The 18,528-nt window shown below is 77.6% G+C and carries 3 protein-coding genes and 1 pseudogene; 3 read left to right on the top strand and 1 reads right to left on the bottom strand.

The window, feature by feature from the left end; genetic code table 11:
- Positions 1-426 precede the first annotated feature (426 nt).
- The 3 genes and pseudogenes from ACFVXH_RS24320 to ACFVXH_RS24310 all read left to right on the top strand — a co-directional run bounded on the left by ACFVXH_RS24320 (position 427) and on the right by ACFVXH_RS24310 (position 18,168).
- Complete coding sequence (locus ACFVXH_RS24320; RefSeq protein WP_387827103.1) at positions 427-9,945, top strand: type I polyketide synthase; 9,519 nt, start codon at positions 427-429, stop codon at positions 9,943-9,945.
- An 86-nt stretch (positions 9,946-10,031) separates the two neighbouring features.
- Positions 10,032-16,958 (top strand): annotated as a pseudogene (locus ACFVXH_RS24315) (amino acid adenylation domain-containing protein); the annotation flags it as partial.
- A gap of 49 nt (positions 16,959-17,007) precedes the next feature.
- The gene (locus tag ACFVXH_RS24310; protein ID WP_387827100.1) at positions 17,008-18,168 is read left to right on the top strand and encodes an acyl-CoA dehydrogenase family protein; all 1,161 of its coding nucleotides are present in this window, start codon (positions 17,008-17,010) and stop codon (positions 18,166-18,168) included.
- Between the two features lie 18 nt (positions 18,169-18,186).
- Here the strand turns inward: ACFVXH_RS24310 and ACFVXH_RS24305 are convergent, their stop codons facing one another.
- Positions 18,187-18,480: a hypothetical protein gene (locus ACFVXH_RS24305; protein ID WP_049657893.1), complete on the bottom strand. Its 294-nt coding sequence runs from the start codon at positions 18,478-18,480 to the stop codon at positions 18,187-18,189.
- Positions 18,481-18,528 lie beyond the last annotated feature (48 nt).

Here is an 18,528-nt window from a genome sequence, read left to right as displayed (position 1 = left end):
TGGCCTCCTCCGAGGTCGTGGCCCGGCCCTGCGTGGTCGCCGGGCGGCCGCCCGGCGCTGTTGCGGCACGGTCCGGGGTCGACCCGGAGCGTGCCGGAGTGGTGGTCCGCGGGTGTCCGCCCGTGGATGGTCGTGGCTCGGAGGCTTCGGACGGTCCTCCGGGCGGCTCGCCGCGAGGTGCCCGGTATGTCGGGTATGTGCGGGCCCCTTCGGGGTTCAGCAACGCACGATCATGAACCCCCGGGACGGGTTCCGGTGGTGTGCGGGCGGGCGCATCCTCGTGGGGCGGGCATCGGCGTCGAGGTGGCGGCCGGGATCTCCCGCGACCGAACTCGCCGGTTCAAGGGCGGACCCGGGGCGACGACCCGGTGGTCCGTCGGGGCCTTCCGGTGGTCGGCCGTCTGATTCTCACTGCGGGGGGCATCGATGATGGACAGTGCTGGTTGTCGTGGCGGGCGTGAGCTCCCGGCGCGTGCGGTCGCGGTGGTCGGGGTCGGCTGCCGCTTTCCGCAGGCGGACGGGCCGGAGGCGTTCTGGCGGCTGCTGCGCGGCGGTGGTGACGCGGTGGTCGGGCGGCGGGGCGGCCGGGGCCCGGCGCGCGGGGGGTTCCTGGACGGGGTGGACGGGTTCGACCCCGAGTTCTTCGGCATCTCGCGGCGTGAGGCCGTGGCGATGGACCCGCAGCAGCGGCTGGCCCTCGAACTGGCGTGGGAGGCGCTGGAGGACGCCAGGACCCTGCCGGGCGCCCTGGAGGGCAGCCGGACGGGCGTGTTCCTGGGGGTGATCGCGGACGACTACGCGACGCTGCTGCACGGGCTGGGCCCCGACGCGGTGACCGGGCACACTCTGACCGGGCTGCAGCGCGGGGTGACCGCCAACCGGATCTCGTACACGCTGGGCCTGCACGGTCCGAGCCTGGTGGTGGACACCGGCCAGTCGTCCTCGCTGGCCGCCGTGCACCTGGCGTGCGCGAGCCTGCGCAGCGGCGAGTCCGAGCTGGCGCTGGCCGGCGGGGTGAGCCTGGTCCTCGCGCCGGAGAGCACCCGGGTGCTGGAGCGGGCCGGAACGCTGTCGCCGGACGGACGCTGCTTCACCTTCGACGCCCGCGCCAACGGCTACGTCCGGGGCGAGGGCGGCGGGGTGGTGGTGCTCAAGCTGCTGGAGGCCGCTGTCCGGGACGGCGACCGCATCCACGCCGTCATCCGCGGCAGCGCGCTGAACAACGACGGCGCGACGCAGACGCTGCCGACCCCGGGCCGGGCGTCGCAGGAGCGGGTGCTCCTGGAGGCCTGCGTCGACGCGGGCGTCGAGCCGGGCGAGGTCCAGTACGTCGAGCTGCACGGTTCGGGGACGCGGGCCGGCGACCCGGTCGAGGCCGCGGCGCTCGGTGTGGCGCTGGGCTCGGTGCGCGGCGAGGGCGATCCGCTGCTGGTCGGATCGGTGAAGACGAACATCGGCCATCTGGAGGGCGCGGCGGGGATCGCCGGGTTCATCAAGACCGTCCTGTGCCTCGCCGAGCGCGAGCTCGTGCCCAGCCTGAACCACGTCGGGCCCGGCGAGCGGGTTCCGCTCGACGAGCTGCGGCTGCGGGTGAACACCGAGGCCGGTGCCTGGCCCTCGCCGCACGGTCAACTGGTCGCCGGAGTCAGCTCGTTCGGGATCGGCGGCACCAACTGTCATGTGATCCTGTCGGATTGGCCGGGCGTGGACGCAGCCGACACGGCCCCCGAGGAGAAGGAGGAGGCCGGGGCGCTGCCCTGGGTCCTGTCCGGGCGGGACGAGCCCGCACTGCGGGAGCAGGCCGAACGGCTGCGCGCCCATGTGGCGGCGCGTCCGGCGCTCGGGGCGGCCTCGGTGGGCCGGTCGCTGGCCGTCACCCGCACCGCGTTCGAGCACCGCTGCGTGGTCGTCGCGGACGGCCGGGACGGCTTCCTCGCCGAACTCGCGGACCGGGCGGCCGGGCGGCCGTCGGCGGCCGTGGTGGAGGGCCGGCACGAGGGGCCGCCGGTGCGGCCGGTCTTCGTCTTCCCCGGCCAGGGCTCGCAGTGGACGGGCATGGCGGCGGAGCTGATCGAGACCTCCCCGTTCTTCGCCGAGCGGATCGACGAGTGCGCCGAGGCCCTCCGCCCGTACGTGGACTGGTCGTTGGCCGATGTCCTGCGCGGGGCCTCCGGTGCGCCGCCGCTGGAGGGCGACGAGGTGGTCCAGCCCGCGCTGTGGGCGGTGATGGTGTCGCTGGCCGCGCTGTGGCGCTCGGCCGGGGTGGAGCCGGCCGCCGTGGTGGGGCACTCGCAGGGCGAGATCGCCGCCGCCACCGCCGTGGGCGCGCTGTCGCTCCGGGACGGTGCGCGGATCGTGGCCCTGCGCAGCCGGGTGCTGAACCGGATCGCGGGCGGTGGCGGCCTGTTGTCGGTGGACCTCCCGGCCGAGCGGGTGGAGCGGGACCTCGCGGCGCTCGAGCCCGCGGGAGTCGACCGCGCGGCGGCCGGCGGCCCCGGGCTGTCGGTCGCGGCGGTCAACGGCCCGGCGCACACGGTGGTGGCGGGGCCGGCGGCCGCGCTCGACGCGCTGGCCGCCCACTACGGGCAGCGGGTGCGCACCCGGCGGATCCCGATCGACTACGCCTCGCACAGCGCGGCCGTCGAGGAGCTGCGGGACGGCCTGCTCGCCGCCTTCGCCGGGATCGCCCCGCGCTCCACCGGCGTGCCGTTCCACTCGACCGTCACCGCCGGACCGGTCGACACCGCCGAGCTGGGCCCCGGGTACTGGTTCCGCAACCTGCGCGAGCCGGTCCGGTTCGGGCCGGTCGTCGAACGCCTGCTGGACGCGGGCCACTCGACCTTCCTGGAGATCAGCCCGCATCCGGTGCTGGCGATGGGCGTCCGGCAGGCGATCGACCTGCACGGCGGGGACGGCGCCGCGCTGAGCACGCTCCGGCGCGGCCACGGCGGCCGCCGGCGGTTCCTCACGGCGGCGGCCGAGGCCTTCGTCCGGGGCGTCCCGGTCGACTGGTCCGCGCTGCTGCCCGCCTCGGCGCCGCTCGCCGACCTGCCGACCTACCCGTTCCAGCGCCGTTCCTACTGGCCGTCCGGGATGCCGGGGGCCACCGGGAGCGAGCGGGCGGACGAGGGGACGCGGGCGCCGGCGCCGGTTCCGGCCCTGGACGGGCGGTCGGTCCTGGAGCTGGTCCGGAGCCTGACCGCCGTCGTGCTGGGCGCGGGCTCGGCCGCCGACGTCCGGCCCGGGCGGACGTTCCGCGAGATGGGCCTGGACTCGGCCATGACGCTCGAACTGCGCGACCGGCTGGCGGCCGCGACGGGGCTGAACCTGGAGAGCACCGTCCTGTACGACCACCCGAGCCCGGCCGCCCTGGCCGCCGCGATCGGCGCGCTGAGGGCGAACGACGAGGCCGAGCCGGAGGCCGAAAGCGACGGCAAGACCGGAAACGACGACGAGGCCGACGACCCCGTGGTCATCGTCGGCATGGCCTGCCGCTTCCCCGGCGGGGTGCGCTCGCCCGAGGACCTGTGGGACCTGGTCGACGCCGGCACCGACGCCATCGGCGACTTCCCCGACGACCGGGGCTGGGACCTGGCGGCGCTCCACCACCCGGACCCGGACCGGGCCGGCACCTCCTACGTCCGCCGGGGCGGCTTCGTCCGGGACGTCCCGGACTTCGACGCGGAGTTCTTCGGGATCAGCCCGCGCGAGGCCCTCGCCATGGACCCGCAGCAGCGGCTCCTGCTGGAGGTCGCCTGGGAGGCGCTGGAGCGCGCCGGGATCGACCCCACCGCGCTGAAGGGCAGCCGGACCGGCGTGTTCGCCGGGGCGATGCACTCCGGCTACGGGCCGAGCATGGAGGCGGCCGGGCCCGGCGTCGCTGGGCACCTGCTGACCGGCACCAGTGTGAGCGTGGTCTCCGGGCGGATTGCGTACGTCCTCGGGCTGAACGGGCCCGCGCTGACGGTGGACACCGCGTGCTCGGCGTCGCTGGTCGCGCTGCACCAGGCGGTGCGGTCGGTCCGGTCCGGGGAGTGCTCGCTCGCCCTGGCCGGCGGGGTCACCGTCATGGCGACGCCCGGCATGTTCGTGGAGCTGTCCCGCCAGCGGGTGCTGGCCGCCGACGGCCGCTGCAAGGCGTTCTCCGCCGGGGCGGACGGCACCGGCTGGGGCGAGGGCGCGGGCATGGTCGTGGTCGAGCGGCTCTCGGACGCCCGCCGCCACGGCCACCCGGTGCTGGCGGTCGTGGCCGGCAGCGCCGTCAACTCGGACGGCGCCTCCAACGGGCTGTCCGCGCCCAGCGGGGTCGCCCAGCAGCGCGTGATCGAGGACGCGCTCGCCGACGCCGGGCTCGCGCCGCGGCAGGTCGACGCCGTGGAGGCGCACGGGACCGGCACCGCCCTGGGCGACCCGATCGAGGCCAACGCCCTGCTGGCCGCGTACGGGCAGGGCCGGGAGCGGCCGCTGTGGCTCGGGTCCCTCAAGTCCAACATCGGGCACGCCCAGGCCGCGGCGGGCGTCGGCGGCGTGATCAAGATGGTCCAGGCGCTCCGGTGGGGCGCGCTGCCCGCCACGCTGCACGCCGACGAGCCGTCCCCGCACGTCGACTGGACGGCCGGCTCGGTGGCCCTGCTCGACCGGGCCCGGCCCTGGCCGGAGACCGGGGAGCCCCGGCGCGGCGGCGTCTCCTCGTTCGGGATCAGCGGCACCAACGCGCACGTGATCCTGACCGAGCCGCCGGCCGGGCAGCCGACCGGGCCCGGGGCGGCGGGGGGACCGCCGGCACCGCCCGTGGTGCCGGTCGTGCTGTCGGCCCGCACCCCGGAGGCGCTGCGGGAGCGGGCCCGCGGGCTGGCCGACGGGCCGCTCGACCCGGTCGCCGCCGCGCCGGCCCTGACCGCCCGGACCTCCTGGGACGAGCGTGCCGTGGTGGTCGCCGCCGACCGGCCGGAGGCGGAGCGGGCGCTGGCGGCGCTGGCCCGCGCCGAGGAGGCTCCCGTCCTGGTCACCGGCCGGGCCGGCGAGCCCGGCCGGACCGTCCTAGTCTTCCCCGGCCAGGGCGGCCAGTGGCGCGGGATGGCGGCGCGACTCGCCGCCGAGAGCCCGGTGTTCGCGGCCCGCCTGGCCGAGTGCGAGCGGGCGCTCGCGCCGTACGTCGACTGGTCGTTGGCCGACGTCCTGGCCGATGGCCGGGCCGAAACCCGGACGGACGCCCCGGCCGAAGCCCGGACGGACGCCGCGTCCGACGCCCGGACCGACTCCCTGACCGACTCCCGGACCGGCGCGTCCCCGCTCGACCGGATCGACGTCGTGCAGCCCGCGCTGTGGGCGGTGATGGTGTCGCTGGCCGAGCTGTGGCGGGAGGCCGGGGTCGTCCCGGACGCCGTGGTCGGCCACTCCCAGGGCGAGCTCGCCGCCGCCGTGGTGGCCGGGGCGCTCTCCCTGGAGGACGGCGCCCGCGCCATCGCGCTGCGCAGCCGCCTGGCCGTCGACCTGATGGGCCGGGGGGCGATGGCCGTCGTCCCGCTGCCCGCCGCGCGGGTGCGGGAGCGCCTCGGCGCGCTGAGCATCGCCGCGGTCAACGGACCGGCCGTCACCGCCGTGGCCGGCGCCCCGGACGCGATCGCCGCCCTGGTCGACGGGTACCGGGCCGAGGGCGTCAACGCCCGGGTGATCCCGGCGGCCTTCGCCTCGCACTGCCCGGCGGTCGAACCGATCCGGGACGAGCTCCTGGCCGGGCTGGCGCCGCTGACGCCGCGCGGCGGCGGGATCGCGCTGATGTCCTCGGTCACCGCCGACTGGCAGGACGGCGCCGGGCTGGACGCGGCCTACTGGTACCGGAACCTGCGGCACACCGTGCGCTTCCAGGAGGCCGTCCAGGCGCTCGTCGCCTCCGGCCACACCACCTTCGTCGAGGTCGGCCCGCACCCGGTGCTGGGCGGCAGCATCGGCCAGATCCTGGAGGAGGCCGGCGTCGACGGGATCGTCACCGGCTCGCTGCGCCGCGACGACGGCGGCCTGCGCCGCTTCCTCACCTCCGCCGCCGAGGCCCACGTCCGCGGTCTGCCCGTCGCCTGGGAGCGCCTCACCGGTGCGGCGGCCGGCCACGTCGACCTGCCCACCTACCCCTTCCAGGGCCGCCGCTACTGGCTCACCGGAGCGGCCGGGCCGACCGGCACGGCCGACCTCGGCCAGGCGCCGGCCGAGCACCCCCTGCTCGGCGCGGCCGTCGAACTCGGCGACGGCGAGACGGTGTTCACCGGACGGCTGTCGGCCCGCAGCCACCCCTGGCTGGCCGACCACGTCCTGGCCGGGACGGTCGTCGTGCCGGGCACCGCGTTCCTGGAGCTGGCCCTGCACGCGGGAGCGAAGGCCGGGACGGCGCGGATCGAGGAACTGACCGTCGCCACCCCGATGGAGCTGCCCGCGGACGGCGCCGTCGACCTGCGCGTACGGGTGTCCGGCGCGGACGTCGACGGGCTGCGGACCTGCCGGATCTCGGGCCGGGCGACCGGCGGCGGCGAGTGGATCGAGCACGCCACCGGCACCCTGAGCGCCGACCACATCCCTGCCCAGGCCCCGGCCCCGCTCCGGAACCGGGCCGCCACCGATTGGCCGCCGACCGGCGCGACGCCGGTGCCGGCGACCCGGATGTACGAGGACCTCGCCCTGCGCGGCCACCAGCCCGGGCCGGCCTTCCAGGGCCTGCGGGCCGCCTGGCGGGGCGCCGGCGGCGAGCAGTACGCCGAGGCCGTCCTGCCCGAGCCGGCGGAGGCCGACGCCGGGTCCTACCGGCTGCACCCCGCCCTGCTCGACGCCTCCCTGCACGGTCTGATCGCCGCCGCCCCGGGCCACGAGGGGCGGCCCGTACAGCCGGTGCGCTGGCGCGGAGTGTCCCTGACGGCCGCTCCGGCCGGCGGCCGGACGTCCCTGCGGGTGCAGGCCGGGCCCGCCTCGGACGGCGGCCTCCCGCTGGCCCTGCTCGACGCCTCGGGGGAGCCGGTGGGGCTGGTCGAGGCGGTGGAGCTGCGCCCGGTCGCGGCGGGGCACCCCGACCCGGCCGCCGCCGCGCGCGACTCGCTGTTCGCCCTCGGCTGGGAACCGCTGCGGGAGTCGGAGCCGGTGACGTCGCCGGCCGGCCCGGTGCCGGTCGTCCCGTGGGACGCCCTCGACCCGGACGCGCTGCTCGCGGCGGCCGACCCGGACACGCCCACCGTGGTGGACTGCCCGACCGGACCGCACGGACCGCACGGACCGTACGGACAGCAGGACGCCACCGACCCGGCGACGGCGGCCAGGACCGCCGTCCACCGCACCCGGGACCTGCTCGCCCGGTGGCTCGCCGAGGACCGGCTCGCCGGGTCCCGCCTGGTGCTGGTCACCCGGGGCGCGGTCGCCGTACGGCCCGGCGAGACCGTCCGGGACCTCGCCCAGGCGGCGGTCTGGGGCCTGGTGCGCACCGCCCAGGTCGAGCACCCGGGCCGGTTCACCCTGGTCGACCTGGCCCCCGGCACCACCGTGCCCGAAAGCACTCCCGCGACCGAAGGCGCCCCCGAGGTCCCGGCCGCCGTACTGACCCCGGAGGAGAACCAGCTGGCCGTCCGCGACGGCGCCGTCCTGGTGCCCCGGCTGGTGTCCGCCGTGGGCGATCCCGCGCTGCGGCCCCCCGAGGACGCGGCGGCCTGGCATCTGGACATTCCCGAGCGCGGCACCCTCACCGGCCTGGAGCTGCGCCCCTGCCCCGAGGCCGCCGCCGAGCCCGGTCCCGGCCGGGTCCGGGTCGCGGTCCGCGCCGCCGGGCTGAACTTCCACGACGTCCTGGGCGCGCTCGACATGCACCCCGGCGATCCGGGCCCGCTCGGCCTGGAGGGCGCGGGCGTGGTCACCGCGACCGGGCCCGGGGTCACCGGCCTGGCCGTCGGCGACCGGGTGACGGGCCTGTTCCCGGCCGCGTTCGGCACGGTGGCCCAGGCCGACCAGCGCACCCTGGTCAGGATCCCGGACGACTGGTCCTTCACCCGGGCCGCCGCCGTGCCGGTCGCCCACCTGACCGCCCTGCACGCCCTGGTCGAACTGGGCGGCGTGGGTGAGGGGGACCGGGTGCTGGTCCACGCCGGGGCGGGCGGCGTCGGCCTGGCCGCCGTCCAGCTGGCCCGGCACCTGGGCGCGGAGGTCTTCGCGACCGCGAGCCCCGCCAAGTGGCCCGCGCTGCGCGCCCTCGGCCTCGACGACGACCACCTCGCCTCCTCCCGCGAGCCCGGCTTCGGCGCCCGCTTCGGTGCCGGCCCGAGTGCCGGCCCGAGTGCCGGCCCGGGTGCGGGCCCGGGTGCCGGCCCCGACGCGGGCGACCGGGGGATGGCGCTCGTCCTGAACTCGCTGACCGGCGAGCTCGTCGACGAGTCGCTGCGGCTGCTGCGTCCCGGCGGGCTCCTGGTCGAGCTCGGCCGGACCGAACAGCGCGACCCCGCCGAGGTGGCCGCCGCGCACCCCGGCGTGCGCTACCGGGCGTTCAACCTGCTCCAGCTGCCGCCCGAGCACCTCGCCCGCCTGCTGGAGCGGACGGTCGAGCTGTTCGCCCGGGGCGCGTTCGGCTGGCCCGCCGTCACCGACCTGGACGTCCGGCGGGCGCCCGAGGCCTTCGGGCTGCTGCGCCAGGGCATCCACGTCGGCAAGGTCGTGCTCACCGTCCCGCCGGTCCTCGACCCGGACGGAACCGTCCTGATCACCGGCGGGACGGGCGCCATCGGCCGGGCCGTGGCGCGGCACCTGGTCACCGGGCACGGCGCCCGGCGGCTGCTGCTGGCCGGCCGCCGGGGAGGCGATGCGCCGGGGGCCGCCGAGCTGGCGGCCGAACTGACCGCGCTCGGCGCCGAGGTGGCGTTCGCGGCCGTGGACGTCGCCGACCGGGCCGCCGTCGCCGCGATGATCGCGGCGGTCCCCGCCCGGCACCCGCTGACCGCCGTGATCCACGCCGCCGGCGTGGTGGACGACGCGCCCGTCGCCTCGCTCACCCCCGCGCGGATCGACCGGGTGATGCGGGTCAAGGCCGACGGCGCCTGGCACCTGCACGAGCTGACCGCCGGTCACCCGCTCACCGCCTTCGTCCTGGTCTCCTCGGTGATGGGGACGCTCGGCGGCGCCGGCCAGGGCGGCTACACCGCCGCCAACGCCTTCCTCGACGGGCTCGCCCGGCACCGCCGCGCCCAGGGCCTGCCCGCCCTCGCGCTGGCCTGGGGCCTGTGGGGCGACCCGGACGGCATGCTGGGCGCCCTCGGCGACGCCGACCGCGCCCGCTTCGCCCGGGCCGGGCTGGTGGAGATCGACCCCGGGCACGGCCTGGCCCTCCTGGACGCGGCGCTGCCGTCACCGCACGCCGTCCTGGTGCCCGCCCGACTCGACCGCGAGGTCCTGCGCGACCTCGGACCGGACCTCCCGCCGGTGCTGCGCGAGGTGGTGGCGGCCGCCGGGGCGGGGCGGGGCGGGAACGGCCCGACGCCACGGCGGCACCGCCCGCTGCGCGAGGAGCTGGGCGGCCTGACCGCCGGTGAACGCGCCGACGCCCTGGCCGACCTGGTCCGGACCCACATGGCCGCCGTCCTGGGCTCCCGGCCCGAGGCGATCCCGGACGACCGGCCGTTCGGCGAGCTCGGCTTCGACTCGCTCACCTCGGTCGAGTTCCGCAACCGCCTCGGCACGGCGACGGGGCTGAAGCTCCCGCTCACCCTGCTGTTCGAGGCGCCGACGCTGCCCGAGCTGGTCGCCGTCCTGGACGCCGGGATCGCCCCGCCCGTCCACGAGACCGGGCCGGCTCAGGGAACCGGGCCCGAGCCGGCCGCAGGGGAGTGCGACCCGGACGCGACGGCCCTCGACGAGGACGTGGCGGCCCTCGTCGAGGCCGCGACCGCCGAGGAGCTCCTCGACTTCATCGACCGCGAGCTCATCTGACCCCGGTCCGCCGCCCCACCCCCCACCCCCTACGACCACGAGCCCACCAGATCCCCACGGAGGACCGATCCGTCATGGCATCAGCATCGGACGAGAAGCTGCTCGGATACCTCAAGCGCCTCACCCTCGACCTGCACGAGGCGCGCGGGCGCCTGCGCGAGCTGGAGGAGGGGGAGCGGGAGCCGATCGCGATCGTCGGCATGGCGTGCCGGTACCCGGGCGGGGTCGACTCGCCCGACGCGCTGTGGCGGCTGCTGGCCGAGGGCGGGGAGAGCGTCGGCGCGTTCCCCCGTGACCGGGGCTGGGAGGAGGGGCTGTACGACCCCGAGGGCGGCGGCCGGAGCCTGACCGGTTCCGGCGGATTCCTGTACGACGCGGCCGAGTTCGACGCCGGCTTCTTCGGGATCAGCCCGCGCGAGGCGCTGGCCATGGACCCGCAGCAGCGGCTACTGCTGGAGACCGCCTGGCGGGCCTTCGAGGACGCCGGGATCGACCCGGAGTCGGTGCGCGACACCGAGACCGGGGTGTTCGCCGGCCTGTCGAACCTCGATTACGGGCTGGGGCGCGGCGAGGTGCCCGAGGAGGCCGAGGGCTTCCTGACCACCGGGGCGGTGGGCGGCGCGGCGTCCGGCCGGATCTCGTACACGCTCGGCCTGCGCGGTCCGGCGATCACCGTGGAGACGGCCTGTTCGTCCTCGCTGGTCGCGCTGCACCTGGCCGTCCGGTCGCTGCGCGGCGGCGAGTGCGCGATGGCGCTGGCGGGCGGGGCGACGGTCATGTCCACCCCGCAGCTGTTCACCGAGTTCACCAGGATGCAGGGCGTGGCGCCGGACGGCCGGTGCCGCCCGTTCTCGGCCGGGGCCGGCGGCAGCGGGCTCTCCGAGGGCGTGGGCGTGCTGCTGCTGGAACGGCTGTCGGACGCGCGGCGGCACGGCCACCCGGTGCTGGCCGTGGTGCGCGGCAGCGCGGTGAACCAGGACGGCGCCAGCAACGGCTTCACCGCGCCGAGCGGGTCGGCGCAGCAGCGGGTCATCCGGCAGGCGCTGGCGGACGCCCGGCTGTCGCCCGGCGACGTCCAGGTGGTGGAGGCGAGCAGCACCGGCACGGAGCTCGGCGACCCGATCGAGGCGCGCGCCCTGCTGGCCGCCTACGGGCAGGACCGGGACCGGCCGCTGAGGCTGGGCTCGCTGAAGCCCAACATCGGGCACTCCCAGGCGGCGGCGGGCGTCGCCGGGGTGATCAAGACGGTGCTGTCGATGCGTCACGGCACGCTCCCCGCCACCCTGTACGCGGACGAGCCCACCCCGCACGTCGACTGGTCGGCGGGCGCGGTCGAGCTGGTCGCCGAGCGGGCCGCCTGGCCGGGGACGGCCGGGCCCAGGCGGGCCGGGGTGTCCTCGCAGGGCATCAGCGGCACCAACGCCCACGTGATCATCGAGGAGGCCCCGGCCGCCTTGGAGGCGGGGGAGACCGGGGACGGGGAGGCCGGTCCGGGCGGGCCGCGGCTGCTGACCCTGTCCGCCAAGTCGCCGGCCGCGCTCGCCGAACTCGCCGACCGCTACACCGAGTTGCTCGCGGACGGCGGGCCGGGCGCGGACGACGGGCCGGGTGCGGCCGGCGGGTCCGGCTTGGCGGCGGTCTGCCGGGCCACCGGCCTCGGCCGGGCGCACTTCCCGCACCGGCTGACGGCCGTCGCCTCCTCGGCCGCCGAGCTGCGGGACCTCCTCCTGCGGACCCGCCGGGAGGAGGAGCCGCCGGCCGGCGTCCGGGTCGGCACCCGGACCCCGGAGGGCGGCCGGGGCCCGGTGTTCCTCCTCACCGGCGCCACCGGCCCCCTGGCCGGGCCGGACGCCGAGGCGGTCGCCGTCCTGGCCGAGGCCGAGCCGGTCTTCCGCCGCGCCCTGGACCAGTGCGCCGAGGCGCCCGGCGGCCGGCTCTCGCCGTTCGCCGTCGGCTACGCGCTCGCCGAGCTGTGGCGCTCGTGGGGCGTGCGGCCCGCCGCCGTCCTCGGCCACGGCACCGGCGAGCTGGTGGCCGCGTGCGTCACGGGCACGATGAGCCCGGAGGACGCGCTGGTGGCGGCCCGTACGGTCCGGAACGCGGCCGCGCCGGAGACGGCCGGGCCGGACGCCGCCGGGTCGGAGCGGTTCGCCGCCGGCCTCGCCGCGCTGCTGCGGGACGGCCACCGCACCTTCGTCGAGCTCGGGCCCGCCTCGCCGCTGCTCGACGAGGTCCGGGCGGCCGGGCACGCCGTGGTCCTGCCGTCGCTGCGCCCGGGGGAGGACGCCCGGCGCACCCTCCTCGACAGCCTCGGCGCGCTCTACACCCGGGGCGCGCGGATCGACTGGGCGCGCGTGCACGGCGAGCCCGCCGGGCCGCCGGTGCGCCTGCCCGGGTACCCGTTCCAGCGTGAGCGCTACTGGCTCTGGACCAGCGCCCCGCGCCGCGCCGGGGCGCCGGCACCGGAGGGGTCGCTGGTCGCGCAGGTACGGCTGGTCGGCCCCGACGGTACGCCGGTGGCGCTCGCCGACGGCGTACGCCTGGAGGCGGTGCCGGACGCCCTGCCGCCCACCGCGCCCGCGACGGAGACGCCCGCGACGGAGCCGCCCGCGACGCAGGGACCCGCCGAGGACGTCGTCGAGCTGGTGGCCGGCATCGTCGGCCGGGCGCGCGGCGCGGCCGTCACCGGCGACGACCGGGAGCTGCCGCTGCGGCGCCTGGCCGTCGACTCGCTGATCGCGATGGACATCCGGCAGACCCTCGCCCGGCGGCTCGGCGTGGACCTGCCGCTGCGCGACCTGCTGGACGGCCGTAGCGTCACCGCGATCGCCGACGCCGTCCGGGCCGCACGCGGCGACAACGACGGCAGCGGCAGCGGCGCTGACGCCCGACGGCCCGGGACGGCGCTGGTCGCCGACCCGGCGGCCCGCCACGAGCCGTTCCCGCTCACCGACCTCCAGCAGGCCTACCTGGTCGGCCGGACCGACGCCTTCGAGCTCGGCAACGTCTCCACCTCCTTCCTGGTCGAGGTGGACCTGACCGACACCGACCCGGACCGGCTGGCCGCCTCCTTCCGGCAGCTCGTCGACCGGCACGACATGCTCCGCGCGGTCGTCTCCCGGGACGGGCACCAGCGGGTGCTCGCCGAGGTCCCCGAGTACCGGATCGCCACCGTCGACCTGCGGGCCTGCGACCCCGCCGAGCGGGAGCGCCGGCTGGCCGCGATCCACCGGGAGATGCGGGACCAGGTCTTCGACACCGAGGCCTGGCCGCTGTTCGACGTCCGGGCCACCCTGCTCGACGCCCGCACCACCCGGCTGCACCTCAACTTCGACGCGCTGATCATCGACGGCCGCAGCTCCGGGCTGCTGTTCCGGGAGTGGGCGCAGGCCTATCGCCACGGGGCGCCCGCGACCCCCGCCCCGGCCGTCACCTACCGCGACTACGTGCTCGCCGCCGCCGGGGCGGACGCCGAGGGGCGCGAGCGGTCGCTCGCCTACTGGCGGGCCCGCGTCGACTCGCTGCCGCCCGCGCCCGCCCTGCCGCTGCGCCCGGGCCCGGCGCCCCGGCGGCCGGAGTTCGTCCACCGCACGGCCCGGGTCGGGGCCGGGGCGTGGCGGCGCTTCAAGGAGCACGCCGCGGCGGCGGGCCTCTCGCCCTCGGCCGCGCTGTGCGCCGCGTACGCGCAGGTGCTGGGCGCCTGGAGCGCCTCGCCGCGCTTCACGCTCAACCTGCTGGCGTTCCACCGGCGGCCGCTGCACGAGGACGCCGGCCGGGTGGTCGGCAACCTCAGCGCCACCACCCTGCTGGAGGTCGACGCCGCCCCCGGCGAGGCCTTCGCCGCGGGCGCCGCGCGCCTCCAGGACCAGCTGCTGGCCGACCTCGAACACGGCCACGTCAGCGGCGTCGAGGTGCTGCGCGAACTCAACCGCACCCGCGGCGGGACGGGCCTGGCGGGCATGCCGGTGGTCTTCACCAGCACGATCGGCTTCTCCGCCCGGAGCGACGGCGCCGACAACACCGCCGACGGCGACAACACCGACAACACCGCCGACGGCGCCGACGGCGGCCCGGAGCAGCGCGGGGCGCTCACCGCGCTGACCGCGCTCGGCACCGCCGGCGAGCTGGCCTCCAGCTCGGTGCGCACCCCGCAGGTGTGGCTCGACCACCAGGCCCTGGAGGAGGCCGGGGAGCTGGTCCTGAACTGGGACGTGGTGGAGGAGGTGTTCCCCGAGGGCGTCGTCGACGGGATGTGGGAGGCCTACCGGGACCTGGTGCGCGGCCTGTGCGAGGAGGGCGCGTGGCGCCGCCCGCCGGCCGTGCTCGCGCCGGAGGCCGACCTGGCGGTCCGCCGGGCCGTCAACGCCACCGACGGCCCCGTCCCCGCCGAGCTGCTGCACCACGCGTTCCTGCGGCAGGCCGCGGCCCGGCCGGACGCGCCCGCCGTCATCACCGCCGCCCGGACCCTCAGCTACCGCGAGGTGGACCGCCGGTCCGACCGGATCGCCCGCCGGCTGATCGAGGACGGCGCCGGCCCGGGCACGCTGGTCGGCATCGTGCTGGACAAGGGCTGGGAGCAGGTCGTCGCGGCGCTGGCCGTCCTCAAGACCGGGGCCGCCTACGTGCCGGTCGACGCCGCCGTGCCCGGCCCGCGCCTGCGGATGATCGTGGAGGCCGCCGGGATCGGCCTGGTGCTGACCCGCTCGGCGGTCGCGGCCGGGCTCGACCTGCCGGACGGCACCCGCGCGCTGCACGTCGACACCGAGCCGGAGGACACCGGCGCGGACGGCCCGCTGCCGCCCTCCCCGGCCCGGCCCGAGGACCTCGCGTACGTCATCTTCACCTCGGGCTCCACCGGGGTGCCGAAGGGCGTGATGATCGAGCACACCGGCGCGGTCAACACGATCCGGGACGTCAACGACCGGTTCGGCGTGACCGGGGACGACCGGGTGCTGGCGCTGTCGGCGTTCAACTTCGACCTCTCGGTCTACGACGTGTTCGGCCTGCTCGCGGTCGGCGGCGCCGTGGTCCTGCCCGACGCCCCGGCGCAGCGCGAGCCGGCCGCCTGGCTGGACCTGGTGACCCGGCACCGGGTGACGGTCTGGAACAGCGTCCCCGCGCTGATGGAGATGTTCGTCGAGCACGTGCGGGCACTCGGCGGCCCGTTCCCGCTGCGGCTGGTGATGATGAGCGGCGACTGGATCCCCGTCACCCTCCCCGGCGCCGTCGCCGCGGTCCTGCCGGACGCGCGGGTCGTCGGCCTGGGCGGTGCGACCGAGGCCTCGATCTGGTCGATCCTGCACCCGATCACCGAGGTGGACCCGGAGCGGACGAGCATCCCGTACGGCCGGCCGATGCGGAACCAGCGCTTCCATGTGCTGGACGAGGCGCTGCGGCCGCGCCCGGCCTGGGTCCCCGGCGACCTGTACATCGCGGGCACCGGCCTGGCCCGTGGCTACCTCGGCGACGAGGAGAAGACCCGCGCGGCCTTCCCGCGCCACCCGGTGACGGGGGAGCGGCTCTACCGCACCGGCGACCTCGGCCGCTACCTGCCGGACGGCGACATCGAGTTCCTCGGACGCGCGGACTTCCAGGTGAAGATCCAGGGCCACCGGATCGAGCTCGGCGAGGTCGAGGCGGCGCTGCTGCGCCGGCCGGACGTCCGGGCGGCGGCCGTGGTGGCCGAGGGCGAGCGCGGCGGCCCGCGACGGCTCGTCGGCTACGCGGTGGCGGACGCCTCCGAGGAGGAGCTGCGCGCGGCGCTCGGCCGGGAACTGCCGGGGTACCTGGTGCCCGCCCGGATCGTCCTGCTGCCGGAGCTGCCGCTGACCGACAACGGCAAGGTGGACCGCCGGCGGCTTCCCTCGCCCGGGCTCGCGGCCCCGCGCCCCGGCGGGGCGGTCGCCCCGCGCGACGCGGCCGAGCGGCTGCTCGCCGGGATCTGGGCCGAGTTCTTCGGCACTCCCGCAGCGACCGCCGACACTGCCCCGGACCCCGCCGTCGCCGCCCCGGACCCTTCCGGTTTCGACGTCACGGCGAACTTCTTCGACCTCGGCGGCGACTCCATGCTCGCGGTGCGGATGATGGCCCGGATCAGGCAGTGCACCGGCCGCTCGCTGCCGGTGACCACGCTGCTCGCCCGGCCGACCGTCGAGGCGCTCGCCGGGGTGCTGCGCGAGCGGGCCGACGACGAGGGCCGGGCGGCCCTGGTCACCGTCCGGGGCACCGGGGCCCGGCCGCCGCTGTTCCTGGTCCACCCGGTCGGCGGCGACGTGCTCTGCTACGCCGGGCTCGCCGCCCTGCTGGACGGGGACCAGCCGGTCCACGCCCTCCAGTACCCCGAAGCGGACGCCGAAGCGGACCCCGGGGTGCGGACCGCCCCGCGGACCGTGGCCGAACTGGCCGCGCACTACGCCGACGCGATCACCGCGCGGTTCCCGGACGGCCCGTACCGGCTCGGCGGCTGGTCGATGGGCGGGGTGATCGCCCTGGAGACCGCCCGGCTGCTCACCGACCGGGGCGCGGCGGTCGAGCTGGTCGCGGCCGTGGACCTGCTCGAACCGCCCGGCCGCACCGAGCCCGCCGCCGAGCCGGCGCTGCTGGCCCGGTTCGCCCGCGACCTGGCCGGGCTGGCCGGCCACGACTGGAACCCCGGGCCGGAGGAGTTCGAGCCGGTCGACGGCGGCTCCCCGGTCGAGGAGCTGCTGACCCGGGCCCGGCGGGCCGGCGTCCTGCCGGAGGAGATCGACGGCGCCACCCTGGAGCGGCTCGCGGGCCGGTTCCTGCGCCTCAGCCGGGCGCTGGCCGAGCACCGGCCCGTCCCGTACCGGGGCCGGGTCCGGCTGCTGCGGGCGATGGACGGGGCCAGCACGGCCACCACCCGGCGGTGGCTGGAGCTGCTCGGCGACCGGGCGGAGAGCGTCGACGTGCCCGGCGACCACTACAGCGTCATGCGCGCCCCGTACCTCCCGACCCTGGCGGCCGAGCTCGACAAGGCGTTGAACGACCTGTGACCCGCCGCCCCGGAGAACCCCACCGCACCCGCCGAACCAGGAGGACCGGATGACCACCCTCGAACTGCCGCCCCGGACCGGGACGCCCCGGACCGGTACGTCCCGCACCGGGACGGCCCGCACCGCCGCCTCGGTCCTGGACCGGGTACGGAGCTACGCCGCCGGCCTGCCGGCCACCGCGCCGGAGACCGAACGGCTGGGCCGGATCCCCGGTGACGTCCTGGCGGGCCTGAAGGCCACCGGGCTGCTGCGGGCCGCCCTGCCGCCGCGGCTGGGCGGGGTCGAGCTGACCGTGCCGGAGACCACCCGGGCGATCGACCTGCTGGCCGAGGGCGACGCCTCGGTCGCCTGGTGCGCGTCCGTCGCGCTGAACGCCTCGCTGGCCGTGGTCTCGCTGCCCGAGGTCGTCTTCGCCGAGCTGTTCCCGGACCCGGACCTGATCACCGCGACGGTGCTGCCGCCGGCCGGTCGGTCGGTCCGGCACGGCGGCGGCCACCTGCTGACCGGCCGCTGGACCCACGTCAGCGGGATCACCCACGCCGACCGGGTGCTGGCCGGGTTCCTGACCCCGGAGGGCACCCCGAGGGTCGCCGTGCTGGACGCCGCGCAGGTCCGGGTGCTGGACACCTGGCACACCACCGGGCTGCGCGGCACCGGCTCGCACGACATCGAGGTCGCCGACCTGTTCGTCCCGGAGCGGCACACCTTCGCCCTGGCGCCGTCCGGCACCCGGGTGGAGCCGCTCCACCTGCGCGCCGACAACCTCGCCCTCAAGATGGCGGGCGTGCCGCTGGGGATCGGCCGGGCCGCGCTGGCCGGCGCCCGGGAGCTGCTCTCCGCCCGGCGCACCGCGCTGCCCTACCCGGGGGTCCGGGCCGACCTCGCGCACGCCGAGTCGCTGATCGGCGCGGCGGACGCCTACGTGTACCGCACGCTGGAGCAGGCCTGGGCGGCCCAGGCGGCGGGCCTGGCGGCGGAGCGCGGCACGGCGGCGCTGGCCCGCCGGTTCGCCCACCGGGCCTGCCGGGAGGCGGTCCAACTCCTGTACGACGCCGTGGGATCGGCCGCGGTCTACACCGAGCGCACCCCGCTCGACCGCTGCCTGCGCGACGTCGTCACGGCGGGCCGCCACGTCGCCTCGGCGGAGAAGGTCCTGGACGGTGTCGGCGAGCTGCGGCTCGGGGGCGCGCCCGAGTCCCCGCACCTCTGATCAGGGGCCCTCAGGCCGTCACGCCTCCTCGCGCCAGCCCTCGTAGCCGGCCGCGAGGCGGTCGAGGGCGTGCAGCAGCGCCGGGGTCCAGCCGCTCTCCGGGGCCTCGGCCACGACCAGCCACTGGGCGTCCTCGGCGTCGTCCTCGCCCGCGAGCGCGTCGCGGACGACTTCGAGCTCGCCGAGGTCGGGCTGGGCGGCGCCGAGCTCCTCGGCGGCCTCCTCGGCGGTGTCGCGGTCGGGCAGGACGAGCAGCTGCCGGGCGTACGGGTCGTCGACGGCCGGGAGGTCGGTGGTGTGGTTCTCGCTCACCCGGACATTGTCCAGGTCGGGCCGCCCGCTCCGTCGGGCGGGAGTGTC

The sequence above is a fragment of the Kitasatospora sp. NPDC058184 genome, from assembly GCF_042883725.1.
GTDB lineage: Bacteria > Actinomycetota > Actinomycetes > Streptomycetales > Streptomycetaceae > Kitasatospora.
The sequence above is the reverse complement of the archived record's forward strand: the minus strand, read 5'-3'. Positions and strand labels throughout refer to the sequence as shown.